We start from the raw sequence: 25,255 nt of genomic DNA, 5'->3' as shown, positions 1-25,255 counted from the left end.
GGGGCTTTGGGGGAACCGGAGGGTCCGGAGTTCCGGTTCTCAGGCCGTTGCCAATCGCAGCGCAGGGTTTTGCCAGCAAAGACTATCGATTATAGCCCAGCGCCGGGGGCCTGCAACAGTCTCCCGCTCAGCGCCTGCGCACAGGCCGCGGCGCTCGCCCAGGCCCACTGGAAGTTGTAGCCACCGAGCCAGCCGGTCACGTCGACGACCTCGCCGATGAAGAACAGGCCCGGCATGAGGCGGCTCTCCATCGTCTGCGAACTGAGTTCCCGGGTGTCGACGCCGCCGGCCGTGACCTCGGCCTTGCGGTAGCCCTCGGTCGCCTGCGGCTTCAGCTCCCAGCGTTGCAGCCGCGCCGCGAGCTGCGCCAGGTCGCGATCGCGCTGCTCGGGCAGCGGGCGGTCGGCAAGCTCGGGCGTCGACGCGAGCCAGGCCTCGGCCAGGCGCCTCGGGATCAGCTCGGCGAGCTCATTCGCGAGTTTGCGGCGCGATGTCTGTTTGGCCTGCAGCAGCTCGGCCTGCAAGTCATGCCCAGGCGCCAGATCGAGCCGGATCGGCGTGCCGGCACGCCAGAAGCTCGAGATTTGCAGCACCGCCGGGCCGCTCAGCCCGCGGTGCGTGAACAGCAGGTCCTCGACGAACGCGGTGCGCGCCTGGGCCTCGCCGGTCTCGATCGCGGCTTCGAGCGAGAGGCCGGACAACGCCGCGAACGGCGCCCAGCTGACCGGGTCGAAGCTCAGCGGCACCAAAGCCGGGCGGGTCTCGACGATCGCATGCCCGAACTGGCGTGCGAGCCGGTAGCCGAAGTCGGTCGCGCCGATCTTCGGGATCGACAGACCACCCGTCGCGACCACGAGTTGCTTCGCGCTCGCCGTGCCGCGGTCGGTATCGAGCTCGAAGCCGGTGTTGTCGACCCGGCGCACCGCCTGCACCGCGCATGGCTGCCAGTGCGTGACGCCGCCGCGTTCGCACTCGCGCAGCAGCATCGCGATGATCTGCTCGCTGCTGTCGTCGCAGAACAGCTGCCCCTTGTGCTTCTCGTGCCACGCGATGCCGTGGCGCTGCACCAGCGCGATGAAGTCGGCCGGCGTGTAGCGCGCCAGCGCGGAGCGGCAGAAGTGCGGGTTCGCGCCGCTGAAATTCGCAGGCGTCGTGTCGCGGTTCGTGAAGTTGCAGCGCCCGCCGCCGGAGATGCGGATCTTCTCGGCGATCTTCTCGGCGTGGTCGATCAGCAGCACGCGCGCGCCGCGTTGGCCGGCCAGGGCCGCGCAGTGCAATCCGGCCGCGCCGGCGCCGATCACGATCGCGTCGAAGTGCATCAGTCGAGCGTCTTGCGAAAGCGCTTCAGCCCGAGCGCGAGCACGATCGCGGTGAACAGCAGCAGTGGCCACAGGTGCGGCCAGATCTCGGCCAGGTCGCTGCCCTTGAGCATCACGCCGCGCACGATGCGAAGAAAGTGTGTCAGCGGCAGCGCCTCGCCGATCCATTGCGCCCAGCGCGGCATGCCCCGAAACGGGAACATGAAGCCCGACAGCAGGATCGATGGCAGAAAGAAGAAGAAGGTCATCTGCATCGCCTGCATCTGGTTGCGTGCGACGCTGCTCAGCGTGATGCCCACCGTCAGGTTCGCCGCGATGAAGACCAGCGTGCCGAGCAGCAGCACGCCGAGGCTGCCGACGAACGGCACCGCGAACATCCAGTGCGCCGCGAGCAGGATCACCGTGACTTGCACATAGCCGATCGCGACGTACGGCGCGATCTTGCCGACCATCACCTCGGCCGGCTGCACCGGTGTGGCCAGCAGGTTCTCCATCGTGCCGCGCTCGACCTCGCGCGTGATGCCCAGGCCGGTCATCATGATCATCGTCATCGTCAGGATCACGCCCATCAGCCCCGGCACGATGTTGTACTGCGTGACGCCTTCCGGGTTGTAGCGGCGCTGGATCACCAGCTCGAACGGCGGCTGGCCCGGCTGCAGTGACGCCAGCGGGCCGGTCAGGTCGTGCTGCAGCGCGGTCGTCGCCAGCGACTGCAGCGCGGTGATCGCGTTGCCGGTGGCGGCCGGGTCGGTCGCGTCGGCCTCGAGCAGCAGCTGCGGGCGCTCGCCGCGCAGCAGCCCGCGGGAGAAACCGGCCGGCACGGTGAGCGCGAACTGCACGTCGCCGGCCGCGAGCGCGGCGTCGGCGACGCCCGGGTCGTCGGTGCCGGCGACGATGCGGAAGTAGCCACTGTTCTCGAGCGCGCGCACCAGGCTGCGCGTGTAGACCGTGTGCTCGCGCGTCACGACCAGCGTCGGCAGCTGCTTGGGGTCGCTGTTGATCGCGAAGCCGAACAGTGTCAGCTGCAGGATCGGGATGCCGACCATCATCGCGAAGGTCAGCCGGTCGCGCCGCAGCTGGATGAACTCCTTGACGATGATCGCGACCAGGCGCCGCCACGACAGGCCGTTCATGTTGTCCCCGCGTCGCTGCCGCGCATCAGGAAGATGAACACGTCTTCGAGGGTCGGCGCGAGCGGTTCCCAATGGCCGGCATCGCCGAAGCGCCGCACCGCGGCCTCGAGTGCCGCGGCGTCGCGCCCGCTGACATGCAGTGCATTGCCGAAGCGCGTGACCAGCTCGACGCCCGGCGTCGCCTCGATCTGCGCCGACCGTGCCGCGAGCGCAGGGCCGACGCCGAGCCAGCTGCTGAAGCCGACCTGGGCGATCAGCTCGTCCGGCGTGCCGCTGGCGAGCAGCTTGCCGTACGCGATGTAGGCGAGGCGGTGGCAGCGCTCGGCCTCGTCCATGTAGTGGGTCGAGACCAGCACCGTGATGCCTTCGGCGGCGAGCTGGTGGATGTGCTCCCAGAAGTCGCGCCGCGCCTGCGGGTCGACGCCGGCGGTCGGCTCGTCGAGCAGCAGCAGTTTCGGCTCGTGCAGCAGGCAGGCCGCGAGCGCGAGGCGCTGTTTCCAGCCGCCCGACAGGCTGCCCGCGAGCTGGTCGTGCCGGGCTGCCAGGCCGAGGCGCTCGAGCCGTTCGGTGACGCGCTGCTCGCGACGATCCATCGCGTACATGCGGGCGACGAAGTCGAGGTTCTCGCGAATCGTCAGATCTTCGTACAGCCCGAAGCGCTGCGTCATGTAGCCGACCTCGCGCTTGATCAGCGGCGCCTCGCGGACGATGTCGTGGCCGAGCGCCTGGCCGCCGCCGCCGTCCGGCGTCAGCAGCCCGCAGATCATGCGGATCGAGGTCGTCTTGCCGCTGCCGTTCGGGCCGAGAAAGCCGTAGATCTGGCCGCGCTCGACGCGCAGGTCCAGGCCGTCGACGACGGTCTTGCTGCCGTAGCGCTTGGTCAGCCCGTGGACATCGATGACCGCGCCGGTGTCGGTCGCCGTGCTCATGACGGCGGCGCGTCGGGCAGGAACACGTCGACCGGCTGGCCGACGCGCAGCAGCAAAGCGTCGGCCGCGCTCGGCCAGGCCTCGACCAGGTAAACGAGGCGCGCGCGCTGCTCGCGGCTGTAGATCACCGGCGGCGTGAATTCGGCGGCGTGCGAGATCGAGCCGATGCGCGCCGGCACCGGCGCCGGGCAGCCGTCGCAGCGCACCGTGACGCTGTCGCCGGGCTTCAGGCGCGGCAGCTGCGCCTGCGCGACGAAGAAGCGCACCTTGATGTTGGCCGGCGGCAGCAGCGTGACGATCGGCGCGCCGACGGCAACCGTCTCGCCGACACGGTACAGCGTGTCGTCGACGAGCGCGGCCACGGGCGCGCGCTGCGCCTTGTCGGTCTGGCGCAGCTGCAGCGCGCGCAGCTGGGCCTGCGCCGTGGCCAGTGCGGCGGCCGCCGCCTGGCGCTCGTCGCTGCGCCCGGGCAATTTCGAGACGCGCTGCTGCGCCTGCAGCTCGCGCAGCCGCGCCGCGGCCTCGTCGCGCGTCGAGACCAGCGTGTCGAGCCGGCTCGCGCTGACGAAACCCTGCGCGACCAGCCCGCGCTCGCGCCGCAGCTGCGCCTCGGCCATCGCCAGCGCGCTGCGCGCCTGCGCGACCTGCGCGACATTGACCGCGATCTCGTCGGGCCGCTTGCCCTTGTCGAGATCGGCGAGCTGCGCGGTGGCTTGTGCCACGCGCGACTGCGCCTCGGTGATTGCCGCGCTGTCGTCGACCGATTCGATCCGGAACAACGGAGCGCCGGCCTCGACCGTGCGGCCCCGCACGGCCGCGAGCTCGACCACCCGACCCGCGGCGGGCGCGGCGACCTGGACCATGTCGCCCTCGACGACACCGGGCGTGCTGGGCGGCGGCGCGGGCGTGCAGTGCGCCGCCAGCAGCGCGGTGGCGACGATGGCAACGAGGCGCGCGGCGCGATGCATCCGGGTTCCTGGCGGTCTCTCAACCCCGCCAGACGAACGGGAACGCGAGCTGCTTGAAGAAGCCGTTCGGCACGTAGTCGCCGACGACGCCGTACTGCTCGGGCCATTCGCGATCGGACTGAACCGCGGTGCCGAACGCGTGATCGAGGAACGCGAAGTGCGCCGCGTAGTTCTTGTCGATCGCCTCATCGTCCTGCGAGTGGTGCCAGTGGTGGAAGTTCGGCGTCACGATCACGTAGCGCAGTGGCCCGAGCCGGACGCTGACGTTCGCGTGATTGAACACCGCCTGGAAGCCGACGATGATGATGTACGCATCGATCACCTCCTTGCTGAACCCGAGCACGTAGATGGGCGCGAGCACCAAGGTGCGCGTGATGATCAGCTCGAGGATGTGCTGGCGCGAGCCGGCCAGCCAGTCCATGCTCTTGACGCTGTGGTGCACCGCGTGCAGCCGCCACAGCAGCGGCACCTCGTGGTAGCCGCGGTGCGTCCAGTACTGCACCAGATCCGCAACGAGCACGATCAGGAACAGCGCGATCCAGAAGTTCAGCCCCTGCACCCAGCCGCGCACGCCGTCCTGCGCGGCCCAGCCGAACAGCCGATGCACCAGCAGGTTGGTCGCCAGCAGCACGAAGCCGACGATCATGTGGTTGACGATGAAGTGGTGAAAGTCGGTCTGCCATTCGGGGCGGAACACCGGCTGCTCGCGGCGCAGCGCGAACAGCTTCTCGATGAAGACGAAGATCAGCGTCGAGCCGAGCAGGTCGAGGATGAACCAGTCGAGGCCGATGTAAGGCGTGTGGTCGGGGAAGTTGCTGTCGACCGGCACCTTGTGGCCGCCGAGCGCGAGCGCCAGGCCGATCAGCACGAAAGCCGCGAGCGCCAGCCAGCGCGCACGGCCGCCGATGATGTTGTAGAGCGAGAGCGCGCCCGCCAGCACCATCGACCAGAACAGCAGCTGGCGCATCACGTCGACGTTGTACGACTGGCGCAGCTGCGGCGTCGTCAGGTACTGCGGCCAGTGGAATGCGAGCACGCCGAGAAAACAGAGCACCGCCAGCGACAGCGCGATCACGCCCGAGACCATCCCCTTGCCGGGGCGCAACGCACCGTGCGATGCGCTGAGCTTGTTCAGCTTCTCGAGCTCTGTCTTCATGCGGGCCCCCTGCGCGATTTTGTCGCGCATTATGCGGCGGGCACCGCGCGTCGACTCAGGCGGCTTGCTCGGCGCGGGGCGCTTGCGCCAGGGTCTGCGCGCCGCGCAGAACATCGCCGACGATGACGATCGCCGGGCTGCCGATGCACTCGGCGCGGACGGTCTGCGCGAGCGATCCGAGCGTGCAGTGCCATTGACGCTGCTGCGGCAGCGAGGCGTGCTGGATTGCCGCCGCCGGGGTCGCCGCGGGCAGGCCCTGCAGCAGGCCGGATTGCAGCGCGTCGATCGAGGTCACGCCCATGTAGATCACCAGCGTCAGCCCTTGCGCGGCCGCCGCCGCGAGGGCCGGCCACTGCAGCGAGGCACCCTCGGCGCTCGCGTGGCCGGTCACGAAGATGACGCCGTGGGCATGATCGCGGTGCGTCAGCGGCACGCCGAGCGAGCTCGCGGCGGCGAGGCCCGAGGTGATGCCGTTGACGATCTCGACCGTGATGCCCTGCGCCCGCAGGCGTTCGGCCTCTTCGCCGCCGCGGCCGAAGATGAACGGGTCGCCGCCCTTCAGGCGAACGACCGTTTCGCCGTTCAGCGCCTCGGCCGCCATCAGCTTGTCGATGAAGGCCTGCGGCGTGCTCCTGCAGCCGCCGCGCTTGCCGACGCGCACGATGCGCGCGGCACGGCTCGCATATGCCAGCACGGCGTCGCTGACCAGGTCGTCGACGAGCAGCACGGTCGCGCGGCCGATCGCGCGGACGGCCTTCAGCGTCAGCAGTTCCGGATCGCCCGGCCCCGCGCCGACGAGCGTGACCTGACCGCTCATCGGAGTACCTTCGTGCTGCGCACTCCGGTATGAGCCAGGGGCCACGGAGGGGCCCCTTTGAGGCCCTTGGCGGCCGGGCGGGCTCATGCCGTCTCTTTCTGCGGCGCCGTGCGCTGGATCGCCCCGAGTGCGCCCACCAGGCACGCGACCTGTAGTGTGAGCGGCGCCGGTGCCGGCTTCTCGCCGCTGACGACCGCCTGGATGTAGATCGCGGTGGTCGCCGCATCGAAGCCGCGCGGGAGCAGCGGCAGCTCGGTCAGCACACCCTCGTGCGCGGCGCGCGACAGGTCGGCGCGCGGCTGCCCGGCGATGAACACGTCGAGTTTCGGCGCGCGCCGCGGGTCGGCGACCGGCTCGCCTTCGGTGCCGCGCAGCAGCACCGCGTCGCCACCGGTGTGGGCAAGGAACTCGGCGAGCATCGCCGCGTACTCGGGGTGCGTGTAGTTGACGACGCGCAGGCAGGCGCTCGTCGTGCACGGCGCCAGCACCTTCGCGATCGTGTGGCCGGAGTTGCGCAGCCCGACGACGCGCCGCACCGCGATCAGGCGGGCGAGCGGCGGGCACAGGTCGTCGGTCGCGATGAAGACGGGCTCGCGCCGCGACCAGCCGTTCTCGATCTCGTCGGTGTTGGTCGCGAACGGCAGCCCGAGGTCGCGAAAGATTTCGGCGGTGCTGACGCGCCCGGCATCGTGCATCGGCCCGTGCACCAGCACCTGCGCGCCTTCCTGTGCGAGCAGCAACGCGAGCAGCGGCGTCAGGTTCGGCAGCTTGCGCGCGCCGTTGTACGAGGGCAGCACGATGGTCGGCAGCGTCGGCCGGATCTCGATGCAGCGCTCGTGGGCGGCGCGCAGAAAGCCGGTCAGCTCGGCGATCGACTCGCCCTTGATGCGCATCGCCAGCGCAAACGCGCCGATCTCGAGATCGGTGACCTGGCCGTCGAGCACCTGGCTCATCAGGTCATGCGCCTGGGCCTCGGTCAGCGAACGGGCGCCTTCCTTGCCGCGCCCGATTTCCTTGATGTAGCTTGCGATCGCCATTCTTGTCTCCCGCTCGTGCGGGTCGCAATTTTCAGGCCCGGCGCGAGTGCTCGAAACACTCGCTTGCACAGTCCGGTTGCGACCGATGGCGCGCGAGCGTCAGGCGAGCTTACGGCGCAACTGGATCACGCGCTTGAGTTCGGGAATGCACGAGCCGCAGTTGGTGCCGCAGCGGAGCTGGTCCTGCAGTTGCGCGAGCTGTGCGTCCGGCGGGCCGGCCGAGGCATCGAGTGCGGCTTCGATCTGGCGTTCGCTCACATCGAAGCAACTGCAGACCTGCCGGCCGCGCGAGGCCACCGCGACCGGCGCCTTCGCGCCGGGGATCAGCAGCAGCCGGCCGTAGGCCTGCGCGGGGAGTTCGTCCTGCAGCAGCGGCCGGACCCATGCCTCGGCACTGATGTCGCCGGCGAGCATGAAGGCTTCGAGCCGTGTGTCGGCGCCGCTCGGCTCGACCCGCATGCTGCGGCGCTGGCCGCGCCGCTTGTCGGCGTAGTGCAGTACCCCGGCCGCACCGAGGCCGAGCACGCCTTCGATCTGTTCGAGCAGCGCTTCGTCGGCCGCCTCGTGCGAGGCGGCGCGGAACAGCACGCCGCTGCGTTCGCGACCGAACGGCACGCAGGCGGCGAAGGGGAAGGCCTGCATCAACGGCTTCAGCTGCTCGCGCGCTCGCAGCGCGTCCTCGCCGCGCAGCCAGGCGACGCACAGCAGCTTCCACGGCAGCTCGGCCTTCAGGATCTTGACGGCGGCGTGCTTCAGCTCCGGCTGCTTCGAGCTCGGGCAGAACGCCGGCGAGGTCAGCGAGTTGACACCGGCCGCGCGCCGGCCAGTCGCGGTGCTGCCCGAGAGGAATTCGTCGCCCCAGTGCATCGCGATAAAGGCCTGCGCCAGCGCCTGCTGCTCGCTCGCGCGTGCCGGCAGCACGATCGAGCCGCGTTTCGATGTGACCTGGACCAGATCGCCGTCGGCCAGCGCCAGACGCCGCATGTCCTGCCCGTGCATCTCGATCGCCGGCTCCGGCACGTGGCCGAACAGGCGGCCGATCGTACCGGTGCGGCTCATGCCGTGCCATTGGTCGCGCAGCCGGCCGGTGTTGAGCGAGAACGGAAAGCGCACGTTGCGCGGCTCGGCGAGCGGCGTGTAGGGCGTGTCGACGAAGCTCGCGCGACCATCGGCGGTCGGGAAGACGCCGTCCTCGTAGAGCCGTGCCCGCCCCCGGGTCGCGCCTTCGGGGAAGGGCCATTGCTGCGGGCGCTGCTCGAGAGCGGTGTAGCTCAGGCCGGTGATGTCGAGATCGCGGCCGCGGGTCGACTCGCGGTGCTCGTTCCAGATCGACTCGGCCGTCGGGTAGGCGAAGCCACTCGCCCGGTCGGGATGCAGGCGCGCTTCGAGCCGGCGGGCGAAGTCGGCGGCGATGTGCCAGTCGTCGCGCGCGACGCCGACCGCCGGCGCGGCGCGCCGCACGCGGGTGATGCAGCGCTCGCTGTTCGTGACGGTGCCGTCCTTCTCGCCCCAGGTCGAGGCGGGCAGCAGCAGATCGGCATAGGCGCAGGTCGCGGTGGTCTCGAACGCCTCCTGCACGACGACGAATTCGGCGACCTCGAGTGCGCGGCGTACGGCCGACGCGTCGGGCATCGACTGGGCCGGGTTCGTGCAGGCGATCCACAGCGCCTTGATCTCGCCGTCGGCGACCGCCTCGAACATCTCGACCGCGGTCTTGCCAGGCTTCGACGGCACGTCGGTCACGTTCCACAGCCGCGCCACTTCGGCGCGGTGTTCCGGGTTCGACAGATCGCGGTGCGCACCGAGCAGGTTCGCGAGGCCGCCGACCTCGCGCCCGCCCATCGCGTTCGGCTGGCCGGTCAGCGAGAGCGGCCCGGCGCCGGGCTTGCCGATCTGGCCGGTCGCCAGGTGCAGGTTGATCAGCGCCGCGTTCTTCGCGGTGCCGCTGCTGCTCTGGTTCAGTCCCTGGCAATAGAGCGAGAGCACCGGCTGGCGCGCCGCGCCGGCCACGTCGAGCCCGGCGAACCAGCGTGCGGCCTGGAGCAGATCGGCCTCGCGAATACCGCACAGCAGCGCGACATCCTTCGGCGTGAAGTCGCGCACCCGCGCCTTCAGCGCATCGAAGCCGGTCGTGTGCGCGGCGATGTAGGCGGCATCGAGCCAGCCTTCCCACAGCATCACGTGCAGCATGCCGTTGAACAGCGCGACATCGGTGCCGGGGAGGATCTGCAGGAACAGGTCGGCCACGTCGGCGGTCTCGGTGCGGCGCGGGTCGACGACGATCGTGCGCAGCGCCGGGTTCGCGCGCTTCGCGTCCTCGATGCGCCGGTACAGGATCGGATGCGCGAACGCGGTGTTCGAGCCGGCGATGAACAGCGTGGCCGCGAAGTTCAGATCGTCGTAGCAGGCCGGCGGCGCATCGGCGCCGAGCGTTTGCTTGTAGCCGGCGACCGCGCTGCTCATGCACAGGCGCGAGTTGGTGTCGACGTTGTTGGTGCCGATCAGGCCCTTCGCGAGCTTGTTGAAGACGTAGTAATCCTCGGTCAGCAACTGGCCCGACAGGTAGAAGCCGACCGCATCCGGACCGTGCGTCTGCACGGTGCTCGCGAAGCGCGCGGCGGCGGTGTCGAGCGCGGTGTCCCAGCCGACCACGGCGCGCGGGAGGTCGCGGCCCACGCGCAACTGTGGCTGCGTCAGCCGTGTCTGCATCGCGATCGCGTTCGTCGCGGTCAGGTGCAGCGTGCTGCCCTTGGTGCACAGGCGCCCGAAGTTCGCCGGATGCTCCGGGTCGCCGCGCACGCCGGTGATCCGTGCGCCCTGCGTCTCGATGATGACGCCGCAGCCGACGCCGCAGTAGGGGCAGGTCGAACGCGTCTCCTGGATCGGAATCGTCGCGATGCTCATGGCCGCCTCACAGAGCCGCCCGCGGAATACGCACGATCATCCTACGCAGCCGAAGACACCTCGCGCAACGCGATGCTGTTCAGCTCCTCCAGATCCAGGTGAACCACGCCGTCGTCGACCTTCACGGCAAAGCGCGGTGTGCAGCCTTCGTCGGGGGTCTTCGCGCAACCGTCGTTCAGGCCGATGGTCCAGTTGTGCAGCGGGCACGCGACGCTCTCGCCGAACACGATGCCCTGGCTCAGCGGACCGCCCTTGTGCGGGCAGCTGTCGAGCAGCGCGAAGACCTTGTCTTCGGCATTGCGGAAGATCGCGACATCGCCGCCGCATCGGCGCGGCAGGCGCCGCGCGCCGAGCACCGGAATGTCGTCGACCTTGCAGATGGCTTTCCAGTCACTCATCAAATCGCTCCCAGCGGTTCGAACTGGCGCACATCGACGCCGGCCTTCTCGAACTCGAACCACGGATCGGGCTCGCCGTCGAGCGAGAACAGCAGCTTCTCGTGCAGCGCACGCCGGCCAGCGGCGTCGTTCAGGATGCGCGCCTTCACGTGGTCGAGCCCAACGCGGCTGATGTAGTGCACCGTGCGTTCGAGGTACCAGCCTTCCTCGCGGTACAGCTGCAGGAACGCGCCCGAGTACTCGACCACCTCGGCCGCGGTCTTCAGCTTGACGAGGAACTGCGCGACATCGGTCTTGATGCCGCCGTTGCCGCCGACGTAGATCTCCCAGCCCGAGTCGACACCGATCACGCCGACATCCTTGATGCCCGACTCGGCGCAGTTGCGCGGGCAGCCGCTGACCGCGAGCTTGACCTTGTGCGGCGCGTACATGCGCCACAGCACGCGCTCGAGCTCGATGCCGAGGGCTGTGCTGTCCTGCGTGCCGAAGCGGCACCACTCGCTGCCGACGCAGGTCTTCACGGTGCGCAGCGTCTTGCCGTAGGCGTGGCCCGAGGGCATGCCCAGATCCTTCCAGACCGCCGGCAGGTCTTCCTTCTTGACGCCGAGCAGGTCGATGCGCTGGCCGCCGGTGACCTTGACGGTCGGAATCTGGTACTTGTCGACGACGTCGGCGATGCGCCGCAGCTCGCTCGAGTTCGTCGTGCCGCCCCACATGCGCGGGATCACGCTGTAGCTGCCGTCCTTCTGGATGTTGGCGTGGCTGCGCTCGTTGATGAAATGGCTTTGCGGATCGTCGCGCGCCTCTTTCGGCCAGCTGCTGATCAGGTAGTAGTTGACGGCCGGACGGCAGCTCGAGCAGCCGTTCGGCGTGCGCCAGCCCATCGCCTGGTAGACGCTGGCGATCGTCAGCAGGTGCTGCGCGTTGATCGCTTCGCGCACGTCCTGGTGGCTCGCGTCGGTGCAGGCGCACATCGCCTTCTTGGTCGGCGGCTTCGAGTAGTCGCCGCCGGCGGTGAACATCAACAGCTGCTCGACCAGGCCGGTGCACGAGCCGCACGAGGCGCTCGCCTTGGTGTGCTTCTTGACCTCTTCGAGCGTGAACAGGCCCTTCTCCTTGATGGCCTTGCAGATCGTGCCCTTGTTGACGCCGTTGCAGCCGCAGACCTCGTCGGAATCGAGCATCGTCGCGGCGTGGCTGTGGCCTTCGTGGCCGACATCGCCGATGTTCGATTCGCCGAACATCAGCTTGTCGCGGATGTCGTGGATCTTGCGGCCCTCGCGCAGCAGCTTGAAGTACCACGAGCCGTCGGCCGTGTCGCCGTACATGCAGGCGCCGATCAGCTTGTCGTCCTTGATGATCAGCTTCTTGTAGACGCCGCCGTAGGGGTCGCTCATCACGATCTCCTCGCAGCCCTCGCCGCCCATGAAGTCGCCGGCCGAGAACAGGTCGATGCCGGTGACCTTGAGCTTGGTGCTGGTCTGGCTGCCGGTGTAGCGGCCGATGCCGAATGCGGCCAGGTGGGTCGCGCAGACCTTGCCCTGCTCGAACAGCGGCGCGACCAGGCCGTAGACCGTGCCGCGGTGCGCCGCGCATTCGCCGACCGAGTAGATGCGCGGGTCGGTCACGGTCTGCATCGTGTCGTCGACCGCAATGCCGCCGCGGTTGTTCGGCCCGCAGTGCAGGCCGATCTTCAGCGCGAGCTCGGTGTTGGGACGGATGCCGGCGGCCATCACGACCAGGTCGGCGGGCACTTCGGTACCGTCCTTGAACTGCACCGCCATCACGCGGCCGTCCTTGTCGCCGATCAGCGCCTGCGTCTGCGCGCCGATCATGAACTTCAGGCCGCGATCTTCGAGCGACTTGCGCAGCAGGCCGCCGGCGACGTCGTCGAGCTGACGCTCCATCAGCCACGGCATGATGTGCACGACGGTGACCCGCATGCCGCGCAGCATCAGCCCGTTCGCGGCCTCCAGCCCAAGCAGGCCGCCGCCGATGACGACGGCGTGCTTGTACCTGGCAGCGGCATCGATCATCGTATTGGTGTCGGCGATGTCGCGGTAGGCGATCACGCCGTCGAGCTCCTTGCCCGGCACCGGCAGGATGAACGGGTTCGAGCCGGTGCAGATCAGCAGGCGGTCGTAGGCGGCCTCGGTGCCGTCGGCGGCCTTCACGACGCGGTTGCGGCGGTCGATATCGACCACCTTCTTGCCCAGGTGCAGCGTGATGCCGTTCTCGGTGTACCAGCTCAGCGGGTTCAGCACGATCTCATCGAGCGTCTGCTCGCCGGCGAGCACCGGGCTGAGCAGAATGCGGTTGTAGTTCGGGTGCGGTTCGGCGCCGAACACCGTGATGTCGTACAGCCCCGGGGCGATCTTGATCAGCTCCTCGAGCGTGCGCACGCCGGCCATGCCGTTGCCGATCATCACGAGCTTCATCTTCTTCATCAAGCCTTCTCCGGCTGCATCAGGCGCAGCGATGCCGCGTTATCAGCAAGCACGGTGCCAGCCGCCGCTCGGTGCGCTGCGCACCAGGGCCGCGCAGGAAACTTGCATGGAGCGTCACACTGGCGCCTCGAGTGCACGAAACCGGGCGCGAAAGCACCAACAACGAACATGAGCTTCGACGTCGAGATCGGCCAGGCCAGCGAACGCGGCCCGCGTGCACTGAACGAGGATTTCGTCGCCGTGCGCCGGCACGCGCCGGGCGAGGAATCGCGCGGCCTGATCGCGGCGATCGCCGATGGCGTGTCGGCCGGCGGCGAAGGCCGGATGGCCGCGCAGACCAGCGTGCTCAGCCTCGTCGAGGACTATTTCGCGGCGCCCGACACCTGGGACACGACCGTCGTGCTCGACCGCGTGATCGCGGCCCACAACACCTGGCTGGTCGCGCACAACCGGCGCTCCGAGGCCTCGGCGATGACCACCTTGACCGCGCTCGCGCTGCGCGGCCAGAGCTGGACGCTCGCGCATGTCGGCGACACGCGGGCCTACCTGCTGCGCGGCGGCGCGCTGCGACGCCTGACGCAGGATCACGCGTTCGATCATCCCGACCTGCGCAGCCGCCTGACGCGCGCGGTCGGGCTCGACGACGCGCTGCACGTCGACTACCTGCAGGGCGACCTGCAACTCGGCGACGCGTTCCTGCTGGTCTCCGACGGCGTGCACGGGCGGCTGGCCGAGGCGCGCCTGAGCGCGCTGGCCGAGGCGGGAACGGCGCAGGACACCGCCGACGCCATCGTGCAGGCGGCGGTCGCGGGTGGCACGTCCGACAACGCGAGCGCGCTGCTGGTGCGTGTGCTCGGGCTGACGCGGCTGCAGCTGGCCGACGTGGCCACCTTGGCGCGCCAGCTGCCGGTGCCGCGGCGCCTGAACCTCGGCGACGCGATCGACGGGCTGGTCGTCACTGCGCGGGTCGCCGACACAGGCGTGCACATCCTGTACCAGGTGCGAGACACCGCGAGCGGTGCGCTGAAGGCGTTGAAGACGCTGCACCCGTCGCGCGCCGGCGATCCGCAGGAGCGCGCGATGCTGGCGCACGAGGCCTGGCTCAGCGAGCGCGTCACCGAGCACGCCGAGGAGGGCTTCGTGCGCCTCGAGCGCCGACCCGACGCGACCGAGTTCTACCTGCTCTACGACTGGCACGCGGGCCAGACGCTGGATCGCGTCCTCGCGCGGCGCCGGGCCGCGGGCCTGCCGGTCGAAACGGTGCTCGACTGGGGCCTCGCGGCCGCTCGCGCGCTCGGCCGGCTGCACCGTCTCGGCGTGGTCCATCGCGATGTCAAGCCCGCGAACCTGCACCTCGGCGACGACGGTCGGTTGCGGCTGCTCGATCTGGGCGTCGCGCTTTCCGGCAGCGAGCCGGCCGAGCAGCGTGACCTGCATGCCGGCACGCCGAGCTACATGAGCCCGGAGCTGTGGGACAACGTGCCGGCAAACCCGCAGTCCGATCTGTTCGCGCTCGGCGTCACGCTGTACCAATTGCTCACCGGCCACCTGCCTTACGGCGAAATCGAGCCCTACCAGAAGCTGCGCTACCGGCGCGATCCGAAGCCGCCGTCACGGCTGCGTCCGGATGTGCCGATCTGGCTCGATCACGTCGTGCTGAAGGCGCTGGCGCGCGAGCCGGCGCAGCGCTTCGAGACGGCCGAGGAACTCCTGCTCGCGCTCGAGCGCGGCGCCTCGCGCCCGCTCGCGCCGCCGCCGGCCACGCCGCTGGCGGTGCGCGACCCGCTCGCGCTGTGGCAGATCGCGTTCGGCGTGTCGCTGCTGCTGAACGCGCTGCTGGTGTTCTGGCTGCTGTTCTTGCCGCGCTAGAAGTTTCGTTCTCAGCCCCGACGGCTGCTACGGGCGCTCGGGGCGCAGCCGCAGGCCGGCATCGGCCGCGTCGTGCGCGGCCTCGGCGGCGCGCGCGCGGCCCCCTTTCTCGGCCCAGGTGCGGGTCCAGCGAATCTGGACCAGGCGCAGCATCAGCAGCATCGCCGCCGCCAGCACCGCGAACGCGACGAAACCCCACAGGTAGGTTCCTGCGAGTTGCTTGGACTGGCCCATCGCGTTCGGGATGAAGCCGCCGCCCAGTGCGCCGATCTCGCCGATCATCGAGCCGGCCACCGCGGTCGCGAGCGGCCAGCGCAGTGGCACGAGCTGGAACAGCGCACCGTTGCCGGCACCGAGCATCGCGAAGCACAGCATGAACAGCAGCGTCGTGATCGCCAGCGATTGGCCCGCCAGGCCGCACAGCACCAGCGACAGGCTCACGCCGATCAGCACGCTGCTGAGCGTGTTGATGCCGCCGACCCGGTCCGACACGTAGCCGCCGACGACGCGCACGGCGGAGCCCATCAGCGTGGCCAGCATCGTCAGCTGGCCGGCCTCGACCTTCGTGACCTTGAACTGGTCGTAGAAGTACGTCGGCAGAAAGCTCGCGAGGCCGATGAAGCCGCCGAACGTGATGATGTAGATCAGGCTGAACGCCCAGCCGTCCTTCTCGAACAGGCAGGCGACATGCTGGCGCAGGGTCTGATGCTCTTCGCGGTCGGGCGGCTCCTTGGCGCACAGCCACATCACGAGCATCGGCACGAGCATCGTCAGCGCCGCGAGGCCGTAGACCGTGGTCCAGCCGTACTTCAGCGCCAGCGGCGGCGCGAACAGCACCGCGAGCACCGTGCCCGAGTTGCCCGCTCCGGCGATTCCCATCGCGAGCCCTTTGTACTTGGGCGGGAACCAACCCGAACCCAGCGACAGCGCGACGCCGAAGCTGCCGCCGGCGATGCCCAGCAACACGCCCATCGCCAGCACCTCGTTGTGGGTGCTGACGAAGCCGTAGCCATAGATCAGTGCGAGCACGATCAGGCCCATTTCGACCATCGCCGCGTTCTTGCGCCCGATGTACTGCGACAGCACGCCGAGCGGAAAGCGCATCAGCGCGCCGGCGATGATCGGCACCGAGACCATGAAGCCTTTCTGCGCCGCATCGAGGTGAAAGGCTTCGCCGATGAACGGCGCCATCGCGCCGTTGAGCACCCAGATGGCAAAAGTGAAGTCGAAGTAGAGGAACGACGCGAACAGGGTCGGCGCGTGTCCCGCCTTCAGGAATGTCTTGAACGCCGCCACGGGCCGCTCCTGGAAAAAGGGGTTTGAAACCCCCCGGTTTCGGGGGTGGGTCCCGAACCAATGCGAATACCGTGCCAAAGGTCGTCAGCGCGCCGCCGCCCGAAGCGCTGCGCCATCGGTCGGCGTCGCCGGCGAGCCCGGATCCGCGGCGGCCGCCGCAGGTAAAAGCGCTGGCGCGCCGAGCGCGCGAAGCTATCATCAACCTAGGGGTTCGGGCCGGGTTTGGGCTCCGTCGCGCTTGCCATCGGCGGTCCCCGAGACCAAGATCAAAGAGCCGGCCCGGCGCGCCGGCGACACTGCCCGAGGATTCGAATTTGATGAACCAGACGACACCGGCCCTGTCGCAGGAGCCGCAAGAGCGCGCCGAGACGGCACGTTCGCTGGCGCGCGTTCTCGATGTCGATGCGCCCGGATTGGCCGCGGTGCTGCTCGAGATGCTGGACCGGGTCGATGTGCTGCTGGCGATCAAGGAGGTCGCGTCCGGTCGCTACCTGTACGCGAACCCGGCGATGGCGGCGCTTTTCGGCCGCTCCCCGAGCGCGATGCTCGGCGCCACCGACGCCGAGCTGATGGAGCCGGCGCAGGCGGCCGCGATGCGCGCCACCGAGCAGACCGCGCTGGCGCACGATGCGCCGGCGCTCAGCGAGCACAAGATCGACCGCGACGGCCGCAAGCGCGAGTTCAGCGTGACGCGCATGGCGCTGCCGGGCGCCGCTGGCGCCGCGGCGCACAACGTGGTGTGCGTCTGGGTCGACCGGACCGCCGCGCACCAGCGCGAGCAACAGCTGCAGCAGGCGCTCGCGCAACTCGAGCAGCAGCAGCTCGCCGCCGAAACCCTGCGCCGCGAAACGCAGGACCAGAACCTGCGCGACAGCACCACCGGCCTGTACCAGCGGCTGCATTTCGACGACCAGCTGCGCCGCGAGGTCGATCTGTCGTCGCGCGAGCATCGCGAGTTCGCGCTGGTGTCGATCGCGCTCGATCCGCTCAACGATGCCGTCAAGTCGCTCGGCGGCGATGCGCGCACGCGCGTCCTCGAGGCATTGGGCCGTCTGCTGCGCAGCAACACCCGCGCGATGGACGCATCCTGCCGCCTCGACGAAGACCGTTTCGCGGTGCTGCTCTCGGGTGTCGGCCTGGCGACCGCGCATTCGCGCATGGAGGGCCTGCGCCGCCAGTGCGCGACGCAGATCGTCGTGCTCGAGGGGCGCGACCTCGGCTTCACGGTGTCGATGGGTGTCGCGAGTTTCCCGCACACCGCGCACAGCGAGGCCGAGCTGATGCAGGCTTCCGATGTCGCGCTGCGCGAGGCCCAGAAGCGCGGCGGCAATCACGTCGCGCTGGCCAGCATCCGCTTCGAGCTCGGCGCGACCTGAGCCCGACTACGCGGCCTGCAGGCTGACGGCTTTGTAGATCATGTAGGCCGCGAGGCCGAACAGCAGGCATGCGAACACACGCTGCAGCTGGCGCATGTGCAGCCGGTGCGCGGTGCGCGCACCGAACGGCGCGGTCAGCACGCTCGCGGCCGAGATCGTGACCAGCGCAGGCAGGTAGACGAAGCCCAGCGTACCGGCCGGCATGCCGTCCTGCGACCAGCCGGCGATCACGTAGCCGACCGTACCCACTGCCGCGATCGGGAAGCCGAGCGCCGCGGAGGTGGCGACCGCGTTGTGGATCTTCACGTTGCACCAGGTCATGAACGGCACCGAGACGAAGGCACCGCCGGCGCCGACCAGTGACGCGAGCAAGCCCACGACACCGCCGGCCGCGAGCATGCCGCCGGTGCCCGGCAATTGACGCGCGGCACGCGGCTTCCTGTCGATCAGCATCTGCGTCGCCGAGAAGCTGACGAACAGCGCGAACAGGAGCGCGAGAGCCTGCGAGGGCAGGGCCTTCGCGATCTGCGCGCCGAGCAGCGAGCCGAGGACGATGCCGGGCGCGAGCCGCCGTGCGATCGGCCACAGCACCGCGCCGCGCTGGTGGTGTGCGCGCACCGAGGCGAGCGAGGTAAAGCAGATCGTCGCGAGCGAGGTGGCGATCGCCATCTTGACGACGTACTGCGGCGGCATCGACTTGGCCGACAGCACGAAGATCATGAACGGCACCATCAACATGCCGCCGCCGACGCCCAGCAGCCCGGCGAGGAACCCGGTGAACGACCCGAGAACCAGCAGCTCGACGATCAGGCGCCAGCCCAGGCCGCCGGTCATGCGGCGGGTTGCAGCAGCGCGAGCACCGCGCGCCATTCATCGGCGCTGACGGGCGTGATCGACAGGCGGTTGCCGCGCTCGAGCACCCGCATGCCCGCCAGCGAGGGCGCCGCGCGCATCTCGGCAAGCGGCAGCAGGCGCGTCTTGCGCAGCAGCTTCACGTCGACATGCGACCAGCGCGGCGCGTCGGGCCGGGACTTCGCATCGAAGTAATGGCTCTGCGGATCGAACTGGGTTGCATCCGGGTAGGCCACGCTCGCGACTTCGGCCAGCCCGGCGACGCCCGGCTCGGGGCACGACGAGTGATAGAACAGCACGCCGTCACCGGCCTGCATGTCGTCGCGCATGAAGTTGCGCGCCTGGTAGTTGCGCACGCCGACCCACGGAACCGTTTGCGCGGGCGCTGCGGCGAGATCGTCAATCGAGCACTCGGACGGCTCGCTCTTCATCAACCAGTAGCGCATGCGAACGGCCGGCGGGGGGGAATGAAAGAAAGGTGTCCGCCGCGAACCGTGAGCCGCATTCCTGAACCAGGAGTTCAGGTGGGCGAGGTCAGCCCGGCTTCGGGTTCATCTGACGCGAGACGATCACACCAACCGGGCGATGTTCCAAGCCCTTGCTCTACAGAGCATCGGTTCAAGGAAATATAAAACTCACGCGAACGCGACGGACGAATTCATTCTACGGCGCATGCGTGACCTGCGCATGTCGGTCAGAGCAATTGACCATCGGCGCCCAGGGCTTGATCGAGGCGCGCGATCAGGTGGTCGATGTCGACTTCGCCGTCTGTCGTCGATGCGGCGGAGATGTTCGAAGGCGATGCCGCGCGCGCCGCCGGCCGGCCGGCCAGCGCGTACGCAAGGTTCAGCGCGGCGAGCACCGCGATGCGCTCGCGCGCCTTGACCTTGCCGCCGTCGCGGATCGCGCTCATTTCGCGATCGACGTTCGCGACCGCTTCGAGCAGCGCGACCTCGCCGCCGTCGGGACAGCCGAGCAGATAGCTCTGGCCGAGGATCGTCACTTCCATCTGCTTCATGGCTTCGGGCCCTCCGCGTCGTGCCCTTCAGGGGCGCTCGCGAGCTCGGTCGGCAGCCGTTCGAGCAGCGCGTCGATGCGGCTGCGCGCGGCGTTCAGGCGCGAGCGCAGGTTGTCGCGTTCGTGGGTCACCGCCACCAGCTGCTGTTCGAGCAGTGTGTTGGTGCGCTGCAGTTCGGCATGCCGCAAGAGCAGGCGCTCGACCCGGTCGGCGAGTTCTTCGATCTTCGACATGGCGCGTGGCAGCTGGAGGGGAGGGTGGCTCATTGTAAAGGTCGACCCCTGCTTACAATCCGCGTTGTTGGTGCCCGTGCCGGCGTTCCGCCGGCACAGTTAAACGGGAAGCAGAAGGAAGTCACGCTGCGCGTGGCGACCGAACCTGCGCTGCCCCCGCAACGGTACGGCGGACGAAGCCTTCGGGCTTCGGCGATTGCGCACACACCACTGAGGGCCCACGCCTTTGGGAAGGAACGCAGGCGTTGCTCCGCCAGCCCGGATACCGGCCAACAAGCGGGTGCGCACCCTGTGCGCCGCCCATGTCGCAGGTGCCCGCGGGGAAGCTGGCGCCGGCATCTGTTCGAGTGCTTCAAACCATGATCTCTCTCGTCTCGACGCCACGTGCGTCCGTTGCTGTTCGCAGCCTCCTTGCCGTTGCCGTGCTCGCTGCGCATGCCACCCCGGCTTCATCCCAGACCGTGCTCGGCCCGATCGTCGTGACCGGCAGCCGAGAGCCGCAACCGCTGGGCCGCGTCACCGCCGACGTTGTCGTTATCGACGCCGAGCGGATCCGCAACAGCACCGCCGATTCGGTCGAGGATCTGCTGCGCCGCGAAGCCGGTGTGCAGTTGTCGCGCACCGGCGGCCCGGGGCAAAGCGCGAGCGTGTTCATCCGAGGGGGGAGCTCCGCCAATACCGTCGTGCTGATCGATGGCGTGCGCATCGGGTCCGCCACGCTCGGCCAGGTCGAGTTCGAATCGCTGGGCCTGTCGCAGATCGAACGCGTGGAGGTACTGCGCGGCCCGGGCTCCAGCCTGTACGGCGCGGACGCCGTCGGTGGCGTGGTGCAGATCTTCACGCGCAAGGGCGACGGCGAGCCCCGCGTGACCGCGCATGCAGCCGTCGGCGGCTACCACTCGTACGACGTGCAGGCTGGCGTCAGCGGCGCGCAAAGCGGCTTCGACTATGCCGCCTCGCTGGGCCGCGAAAGCAGCCGCGGCGTGTCGGCGTTGAAACCGGGCGACCAGTTCGGCAACTTCAACCCGGACGATGACGGCTTCAAGCGCGACACCGCGCAGGCCAAGCTCGGCTTCACGCCAGCTACCGGACACCGCATCGGCCTGAACGTGGTCAGCAGTCGCCTGAACGCGAAGTACGATGCGAGCGAGTTTGCACCGCCGACCTTCGCCCAGGACAACACGCCGGACTTTCGCAACAAGCTCGACACCGACGTGATCTCGCTCGATTACCGCGGCGTGATCAGCCCCGCGTGGACGACGACCGCGCTGCTCTCGCACGATAACGACGACCTGAAGAGCGGCGGCAGCAGCTTGAGCCGATTTCGCACGCAGCGCGATCAGATCACCTGGCAGAACGCGTTGAAACTCGGGGGCGAGCAGCAGCTCGTGCTGGCGCTGGAGCGCCTGGACGAGAAAGCACACTCCGACTCGTTCGTCGAAGACGTGAAACGCGACAACACCGCGGTCGTGCTCGGATACACCGGCAGCTTCGGCGCGCACGTGATCCAGGCCGATCTGCGCCAGGATCGAAACTCGGTCTACGGCGGCAACACCACCGGCCGCCTGGGCTGGAGCATGGAAGTCGCGAACAACCTGCGGGTGCGCGCACTCGCGGGCACGACCTTTCGCGCGCCCAGCTTCAACGAGTTGTTCTACCCCGGCTTCGGCGTCCCCGACATCAAGCCAGAGCGCGGCCGCAGCATGGAGCTCGGCATCAACTGGCGCGCCGGTGACAGCGAGGCCGCGGCCACGGTCTACCGGAACCGGCTGCGTGACCTGATCTTCTACGATTCCGATCGCACGCAGTGCCCGGCCGACCCGGCCTACGACTTCGGATGCGCGCGCAACATCGGCCGCGCGCAGCTGCAGGGCGCGACGTTCTCGGGTTCGCAGCGCTGGGGCGCATGGCGCGTCGGCGGCACGGTCGATTTTCTCGACGCGAAGGACACCGACACTGGCAAGCGCCTGACCCGTCGCGCCGCGCACCAGGAAAGCCTGTCGGCCGACTACGAGATCGGCGCCTGGAACTTCGGCGGCGCGCTGCTCGCCGTGGGCGCGCGGCCCGACGGGACGGTGACGCTCGGGAGCTATGCGACGCTGGACCTGCGCGCGCGTTGGCGCTTCACGCCGCAATGGCAACTCGAAGCCAAGCTGCTCAACGCGACCAACCGCGAGATCGAGCCGGCACGCGACTACCAGTCGCTCGGCCGGCAAGCGTGGATCGGCGTGCGCTACGACGGCAAGGGCCTGTGACCCGCATGCCCAACGAGCTCATCCTCGGTGGTCAGCGCAGCGGCAAGTCGCGCTGCGCCGAGGCGCGCGCCTCGGCCTGGCTGGCGCAACCCGACCACTCGGCCGTGTTGCTCGTGACGGCGTTGGCCGGCGACGCCGAGATGCGCGCGCGCATCGAGCAGCACCAGGCCGATCGCGCGAGGCGGGTGCCCGCGCTGCTGACCATCGAGGAGCCGCGCGAACTGGCGCGCGTGGTGGGGCAGCACACTGCGCCTTCGCGACTGGTCGTGATCGACTGCCTGACGCTGTGGCTCACCAACCTGCTGATGCCCCTGCGCGGCGATGTCCTCGACGAAGGCCGCCTCGTCGCAGCCACTGCGGGGCTGTGCGAGGCCTTGCGCCGCGCGTCGGGGCCGGTGCTGCTGGTCTCGAACGAGATCGGTCTCGGCCTCACACCGCTGACCCCGTCGGCGCGGCGCTTCGTCGACGAACTGGGCCGCCTGCATCAGCAGGTCGCACAGGTCTGCGAACGCGTGACGCTGATGGTGGCGGGCATCGAGCTGCCGGTGAAGAGGCCGGCCGCATGACGATGAACACGCTGATCGCACGCGCTGCGTTGGCATCGCTGCTGCTGTGCTGGCATGCGCTGGCTGGCGCCCAGATCAGTGTGCGCGACGACCGCGGCGCCACGGTCACCTTGCCCGTGTCACCGCGGCGCATCGTCAGCCTGCTGCCCTCGCTGACCGAGAGCGTTTGCGCGCTCGGGGGCTGTGCGCGGCTTGTCGGCACCGATCGCTTCTCGAACTCGCCGGCCAGCGTCACGGCCTTGCCCAAGCTCGGCGGACTGGAGGACGCCCAGATCGAGCGCATCGCAGCGCTCAAGCCCGACGTGGTGCTTGCCGCGCCGTCGGCACGGGCGATCGAGCGTCTCGAAAGCCTGGGCGTGAAGGTGCTGGTGCTCGAATCGCGCGATCATGCCGACGTGCAGCGCACGCTGAAGACGCTCGCGCAATTGCTCGGCCTTCCGGCCGACGCCGACAAGGTCTGGGCCGCAATCGAGCGCGATCTCGAGCAGGCCGCGGCGCGCGTGCCACCGCGGCTGCGCGGCCAGCGCGTCTACTTCGAGGTCGACGCGACGCCGTACGCGGCCGGCGCGGCGTCGTTCATCGGCCAGACGCTGGGCCGGCTCGGCATGGCCAACGCGATCCCGCCCGAGCTCGGGCCCTTTCCGAAGCTGAACCCCGAGTACGTCGTGCGCGCTCAGCCCGACATCGTGATGGCCGCACAGCGCAACCTCGACGACATGCCGCGCCGCCCCGGATGGGCCGCGCTTCGGGCCTTGCAGCGCCGCCAGGCCTGCGGCTTCGACAGTGAGCACTACGAGCTGCTGATCCGCCCCGGCCCCCGCATGGGCGAGGCGGCTCGCACCCTGGCCGATTGTCTGGTGACGCTGGGCAAGACATCGAAATGAGCCTCGATCGCCAGCGCCGCGTTCGCCTGGCTCTCGGCCTGGCCGCGCTCACCCTGCTGCTGCTGGCGGCGGGCCTCGCCGCCGGCAGCGAAGGCTGGTCGATGGCCGGCCTCGTGCAGACGCTGAAGGGCTCCGACGCGGTACTGATCGTCGGCCAGATCCGCGCACCGCGCACGCTCGGCGCGTGGCTCACTGGCGCGCTGCTCGGGCTGGCGGGGGCGACTGCACAAGGCCTGTTCCGCAATCCGCTGGCCGACCCGTACCTGCTCGGCTCGGCCTCTGGCGCCTCGCTAGGCGTCGTGCTGGTGCTCGCCGCCAGCGCACTCGCAGGCCATGGCATCAGCCTCGCGACGGTCGATGTGCTGTCGCGCATCGGCCTCGTCGGTGCGGCTTTTGCTGGCGCTCTGGTGGGCGTGCTGGTCACGCTCACGCTCGCGCGCGGCGCGCAGCAGACGGTGCGCCTGCTGCTCGCCGGCGTGATCGTCGGCGTCGTGCTGTCGGCACTCAGCGATCTGGTCACCACGGCCGCACCGGACGCGCTGCGCGGCAAGCAGGTGTTCATGCTCGGCAGCACCGGCTTTCTGGGGTGGGGCAGCTGCGCGGTGCTCGGCCTGGGCCTGCTCGCCTGTGCGCCGCTGAGCTGGCGCTGGTCGCGCGCGCTCGACGCGTTGACGCTGGGCGAAGACAGCGCGCGCAGCCTCGGCCTCGATCTGTCGCGCGTGCGCATCGCTCTCGTGGCGACGCTCGCGCTGGCAACCGGCCTGGCGGTTTCGCAAGCCGGTCTCGTCGCATTTGTCGGCCTGGTCGCGCCGCACCTGGTGCGCCGCTTCGCACCGGCGCCGCATGGCTACACGACGCTCGCCAGTGCCGGCGTCGGCGGCACGCTGCTGCTCACGGCGGACGTGCTCGCGCGCAGCCTGATCGCGCCGCAGGAGGTGCCGGTCGGGGTGCTCACTGCTCTGCTCGGCGGCGGGTACCTGCTGCGGCTGCTGCATCGCCGGAGGATGTCGTGACGCCGGCCTCGCTCAGCGCGCAAGCCGTCAGCGTGCGACTGGGCGCAACGCTCGCGCTGAACGACGTCAGCTTCGCGCCCACGTCCGGCTGGACGGCCGTGGTGGGGCCGAACGGCGCCGGCAAGTCGACGCTGCTGCGCGCGCTCGCGGGCCTGCAATCGCCCGACGCGGGCACGATCACGCTGCACGCCCGCCCACTGCCCGAGTGGCCCGCGCGTGCACGCGGCACGCAGATCGCGTGGCTGGCCCAGCAGTCGGAGGCGAACGGCGAGTTGACGGTGCGTGAGGTCGTGCACCTCGGCCGCCTGCCGCACCTCGGCTTGTTCACCGCGCCGCGGCCCGAAGACGACGCGGCGGTCGAGCAGGCGATGCGCGAAACCGAGTGCGCCGCGTGGCAGGCGCGCCGGCTTCACGAACTCTCGGGCGGCGAGCGCCAGCGTGTGTTGCTGGCGCGCGCGCTGGCGGTGATGGCGCCGATCCTATTGCTCGACGAGCCCACCACCCACCTCGACCCGCCGCACCAGGTCGCGCTGGTGCGACTGCTGCAACGTGAGGCGCAGCGTGGCCGCACGGTGGTCAGCGTGCTGCACGATCTGTCGCTCGCACTGACGGCGGATCGACTCGTCGTGATGGACCATGGCCGCATCGTCGCCGAAGGTTTGCGCAACGACCCGGCGCTGCATGCCGCGTTCGTCGATGTGTTCGGCGGCGCGATCCGCATCGAGCGCATCGGAGAACGCTGGATCACCGTGCCCCAACTGGAGAAGGCCTGATGGAAGATCAAT

Annotated in this window: 22 protein-coding genes, 1 other RNA gene and 1 riboswitch; of the genes, 7 read left to right on the top strand and 16 right to left on the bottom strand. The window is 69.6% G+C overall.

The window, feature by feature from the left end; genetic code table 11:
• Window positions 1-89 precede the first annotated feature (89 nt).
• From AC1DTW_RS12510 to nirB, 10 genes are all read right to left on the bottom strand, one after another.
• A complete protein-coding gene (locus AC1DTW_RS12510) occupies window positions 90-1,319 on the bottom strand; it encodes a BaiN/RdsA family NAD(P)/FAD-dependent oxidoreductase (RefSeq protein WP_477981457.1) in 1,230 nt (409 codons plus the stop codon).
• On the bottom strand, window positions 1,319-2,452 hold the full coding sequence (locus AC1DTW_RS12505) for an ABC transporter permease (protein ID WP_477981456.1): 1,134 nt from the start codon (window positions 2,450-2,452) through the stop codon (window positions 1,319-1,321). The genes AC1DTW_RS12510 and AC1DTW_RS12505 overlap by 1 nt, the downstream gene beginning before the upstream one ends.
• Window positions 2,449-3,381 (bottom strand): ABC transporter ATP-binding protein, encoded by a 933-nt coding sequence (locus tag AC1DTW_RS12500; RefSeq protein WP_477981455.1) that lies wholly within the window; start codon window positions 3,379-3,381, stop codon window positions 2,449-2,451. Before AC1DTW_RS12500 ends, AC1DTW_RS12505 begins: the two co-directional genes overlap by 4 nt.
• Complete coding sequence (locus AC1DTW_RS12495; protein ID WP_477981454.1) at window positions 3,378-4,349, bottom strand: HlyD family secretion protein; 972 nt, start codon at window positions 4,347-4,349, stop codon at window positions 3,378-3,380. The genes AC1DTW_RS12500 and AC1DTW_RS12495 overlap by 4 nt, the downstream gene beginning before the upstream one ends.
• Window positions 4,350-4,368: 19 nt before the next feature.
• Window positions 4,369-5,505, bottom strand: coding sequence for a sterol desaturase family protein (locus AC1DTW_RS12490; RefSeq protein ID WP_477981453.1), 1,137 nt, complete (start codon window positions 5,503-5,505; stop codon window positions 4,369-4,371).
• Window positions 5,506-5,560: 55 nt separating this feature from the next.
• Window positions 5,561-6,322, bottom strand: coding sequence for a uroporphyrinogen-III C-methyltransferase (gene cobA / locus AC1DTW_RS12485; protein ID WP_477981452.1), 762 nt, complete (start codon window positions 6,320-6,322; stop codon window positions 5,561-5,563).
• 83 nt (window positions 6,323-6,405) lie between these two features.
• On the bottom strand, window positions 6,406-7,359 hold the full coding sequence (ybiB, locus tag AC1DTW_RS12480) for a DNA-binding protein YbiB (protein WP_477981450.1): 954 nt from the start codon (window positions 7,357-7,359) through the stop codon (window positions 6,406-6,408).
• A 99-nt stretch (window positions 7,360-7,458) separates the two neighbouring features.
• Entirely contained in the window at window positions 7,459-10,263 is a 2,805-nt protein-coding gene (locus tag AC1DTW_RS12475; protein WP_477981449.1) for a nitrate reductase, read from the bottom strand.
• 41 nt (window positions 10,264-10,304) lie between these two features.
• Window positions 10,305-10,661 (bottom strand): nitrite reductase small subunit NirD, encoded by a 357-nt coding sequence (gene nirD / locus AC1DTW_RS12470; RefSeq protein ID WP_477981448.1) that lies wholly within the window; start codon window positions 10,659-10,661, stop codon window positions 10,305-10,307.
• On the bottom strand, window positions 10,661-13,108 hold the full coding sequence (gene nirB, locus AC1DTW_RS12465; protein WP_477981447.1) for a nitrite reductase large subunit NirB: 2,448 nt from the start codon (window positions 13,106-13,108) through the stop codon (window positions 10,661-10,663). Before nirB ends, nirD begins: the two co-directional genes overlap by 1 nt.
• A gap of 168 nt (window positions 13,109-13,276) precedes the next feature.
• On the opposite strand from nirB, the gene AC1DTW_RS12460 reads away from it, so the two are divergent.
• Window positions 13,277-14,977: a bifunctional protein-serine/threonine kinase/phosphatase gene (locus AC1DTW_RS12460; RefSeq protein ID WP_477981446.1), complete on the top strand. Its 1,701-nt coding sequence runs from the start codon at window positions 13,277-13,279 to the stop codon at window positions 14,975-14,977.
• Between the two features lie 27 nt (window positions 14,978-15,004).
• On the opposite strand, the gene AC1DTW_RS12455 is transcribed toward AC1DTW_RS12460, so the two are convergent.
• A complete protein-coding gene (locus AC1DTW_RS12455; RefSeq protein ID WP_477981445.1) occupies window positions 15,005-16,273 on the bottom strand; it encodes an MFS transporter in 1,269 nt (422 codons plus the stop codon).
• A 317-nt stretch (window positions 16,274-16,590) separates the two neighbouring features.
• Between AC1DTW_RS12455 and AC1DTW_RS12450 the strand changes: the two genes are divergently transcribed.
• Entirely contained in the window at window positions 16,591-17,649 is a 1,059-nt protein-coding gene (locus AC1DTW_RS12450; protein ID WP_477981443.1) for a sensor domain-containing diguanylate cyclase, read from the top strand.
• 6 nt (window positions 17,650-17,655) lie between these two features.
• On the opposite strand, the gene AC1DTW_RS12445 is transcribed toward AC1DTW_RS12450, so the two are convergent.
• The 5 genes from AC1DTW_RS12445 to AC1DTW_RS12425 form a co-directional block, all read right to left on the bottom strand.
• Entirely contained in the window at window positions 17,656-18,483 is an 828-nt protein-coding gene (locus AC1DTW_RS12445) for a sulfite exporter TauE/SafE family protein (RefSeq protein ID WP_477981442.1), read from the bottom strand.
• Entirely contained in the window at window positions 18,480-18,947 is a 468-nt protein-coding gene (locus AC1DTW_RS12440) for an EVE domain-containing protein (protein ID WP_477981441.1), read from the bottom strand. The genes AC1DTW_RS12445 and AC1DTW_RS12440 overlap by 4 nt, the downstream gene beginning before the upstream one ends.
• A 31-nt stretch (window positions 18,948-18,978) precedes the next feature.
• Window positions 18,979-19,157, bottom strand: a non-coding RNA gene (gene ssrS, locus AC1DTW_RS12435) — 6S RNA.
• Between the two features lie 38 nt (window positions 19,158-19,195).
• Complete coding sequence (locus AC1DTW_RS12430) at window positions 19,196-19,519, bottom strand: cell division protein ZapA (protein ID WP_477981440.1); 324 nt, start codon at window positions 19,517-19,519, stop codon at window positions 19,196-19,198.
• Window positions 19,516-19,752, bottom strand: coding sequence for a DUF904 domain-containing protein (locus AC1DTW_RS12425; RefSeq protein WP_477981439.1), 237 nt, complete (start codon window positions 19,750-19,752; stop codon window positions 19,516-19,518). The genes AC1DTW_RS12430 and AC1DTW_RS12425 overlap by 4 nt, the downstream gene beginning before the upstream one ends.
• Window positions 19,753-19,803: 51 nt before the next feature.
• Window positions 19,804-20,040, top strand: a riboswitch (cobalamin riboswitch).
• A 173-nt stretch (window positions 20,041-20,213) separates the two neighbouring features.
• Between AC1DTW_RS12425 and AC1DTW_RS12420 the strand changes: the two genes are divergently transcribed.
• Genes AC1DTW_RS12420 through AC1DTW_RS12400 form a run of 5 tightly spaced genes read left to right on the top strand, consistent with a single transcriptional unit; the run spans window position 20,214 to window position 25,243 of the window.
• Complete coding sequence (locus AC1DTW_RS12420; RefSeq protein ID WP_477981438.1) at window positions 20,214-22,007, top strand: TonB-dependent receptor domain-containing protein; 1,794 nt, start codon at window positions 20,214-20,216, stop codon at window positions 22,005-22,007.
• A 5-nt stretch (window positions 22,008-22,012) separates the two neighbouring features.
• Complete coding sequence (locus tag AC1DTW_RS12415; protein WP_477981437.1) at window positions 22,013-22,573, top strand: bifunctional adenosylcobinamide kinase/adenosylcobinamide-phosphate guanylyltransferase; 561 nt, start codon at window positions 22,013-22,015, stop codon at window positions 22,571-22,573.
• A 2-nt stretch (window positions 22,574-22,575) separates the two neighbouring features.
• A complete protein-coding gene (locus tag AC1DTW_RS12410) occupies window positions 22,576-23,457 on the top strand; it encodes an ABC transporter substrate-binding protein (protein WP_477981556.1) in 882 nt (293 codons plus the stop codon).
• Window positions 23,454-24,470 (top strand): FecCD family ABC transporter permease, encoded by a 1,017-nt coding sequence (locus AC1DTW_RS12405; RefSeq protein WP_477981436.1) that lies wholly within the window; start codon window positions 23,454-23,456, stop codon window positions 24,468-24,470. The genes AC1DTW_RS12410 and AC1DTW_RS12405 overlap by 4 nt, the downstream gene beginning before the upstream one ends.
• Window positions 24,467-25,243 carry an ABC transporter ATP-binding protein gene (locus AC1DTW_RS12400; RefSeq protein WP_477981435.1) on the top strand — a complete coding sequence of 259 codons (777 nt, stop codon included), beginning with the start codon at window positions 24,467-24,469 and terminating at the stop codon, window positions 25,241-25,243. Before AC1DTW_RS12405 ends, AC1DTW_RS12400 begins: the two co-directional genes overlap by 4 nt.
• The last annotated feature ends 12 nt before the right edge of the window (window positions 25,244-25,255 follow it).

It is taken from the genome of Rhizobacter sp. P5_A1 (genome assembly GCF_056400745.1).
The sequence above is the reverse complement of the archived record's forward strand: the minus strand, read 5'-3'. Positions and strand labels throughout refer to the sequence as shown.

Bases quoted from the DNA above. Each gene is read 5' to 3' on its own strand.
- AC1DTW_RS12430 (WP_477981440.1), bottom strand. From the start codon at position 19,519: ATGAAGCAGATGGAAGTGACGATCCTCGGCCAGAGCTATCTGCTCGGC.
- AC1DTW_RS12490 (WP_477981453.1), bottom strand. From the start codon at position 5,505: ATGAAGACAGAGCTCGAGAAGCTGAACAAGCTCAGCGCATCGCACGGT.
- AC1DTW_RS12495 (WP_477981454.1), bottom strand. From the start codon at position 4,349: ATGCATCGCGCCGCGCGCCTCGTTGCCATCGTCGCCACCGCGCTGCTG.
- AC1DTW_RS12405 (WP_477981436.1), top strand. From the start codon at position 23,454: ATGAGCCTCGATCGCCAGCGCCGCGTTCGCCTGGCTCTCGGCCTGGCC.
- AC1DTW_RS12425 (WP_477981439.1), bottom strand. From the start codon at position 19,752: ATGTCGAAGATCGAAGAACTCGCCGACCGGGTCGAGCGCCTGCTCTTG.
- AC1DTW_RS12415 (WP_477981437.1), top strand. From the start codon at position 22,013: ATGCCCAACGAGCTCATCCTCGGTGGTCAGCGCAGCGGCAAGTCGCGC.
- AC1DTW_RS12500 (WP_477981455.1), bottom strand. From the start codon at position 3,381: ATGAGCACGGCGACCGACACCGGCGCGGTCATCGATGTCCACGGGCTG.
- AC1DTW_RS12505 (WP_477981456.1), bottom strand. From the start codon at position 2,452: ATGAACGGCCTGTCGTGGCGGCGCCTGGTCGCGATCATCGTCAAGGAG.
- AC1DTW_RS12460 (WP_477981446.1), top strand. From the start codon at position 13,277: ATGAGCTTCGACGTCGAGATCGGCCAGGCCAGCGAACGCGGCCCGCGT.
- cobA (WP_477981452.1), bottom strand. From the start codon at position 6,322: ATGAGCGGTCAGGTCACGCTCGTCGGCGCGGGGCCGGGCGATCCGGAA.
- AC1DTW_RS12440 (WP_477981441.1), bottom strand. From the start codon at position 18,947: ATGCGCTACTGGTTGATGAAGAGCGAGCCGTCCGAGTGCTCGATTGAC.
- nirB (WP_477981447.1), bottom strand. From the start codon at position 13,108: ATGAAGAAGATGAAGCTCGTGATGATCGGCAACGGCATGGCCGGCGTG.
- AC1DTW_RS12450 (WP_477981443.1), top strand. From the start codon at position 16,591: ATGAACCAGACGACACCGGCCCTGTCGCAGGAGCCGCAAGAGCGCGCC.
- ybiB (WP_477981450.1), bottom strand. From the start codon at position 7,359: ATGGCGATCGCAAGCTACATCAAGGAAATCGGGCGCGGCAAGGAAGGC.
- nirD (WP_477981448.1), bottom strand. From the start codon at position 10,661: ATGAGTGACTGGAAAGCCATCTGCAAGGTCGACGACATTCCGGTGCTC.
- AC1DTW_RS12410 (WP_477981556.1), top strand. From the start codon at position 22,576: ATGAACACGCTGATCGCACGCGCTGCGTTGGCATCGCTGCTGCTGTGC.
- AC1DTW_RS12475 (WP_477981449.1), bottom strand. From the start codon at position 10,263: ATGAGCATCGCGACGATTCCGATCCAGGAGACGCGTTCGACCTGCCCC.
- AC1DTW_RS12510 (WP_477981457.1), bottom strand. From the start codon at position 1,319: ATGCACTTCGACGCGATCGTGATCGGCGCCGGCGCGGCCGGATTGCAC.
- AC1DTW_RS12445 (WP_477981442.1), bottom strand. From the start codon at position 18,483: ATGACCGGCGGCCTGGGCTGGCGCCTGATCGTCGAGCTGCTGGTTCTC.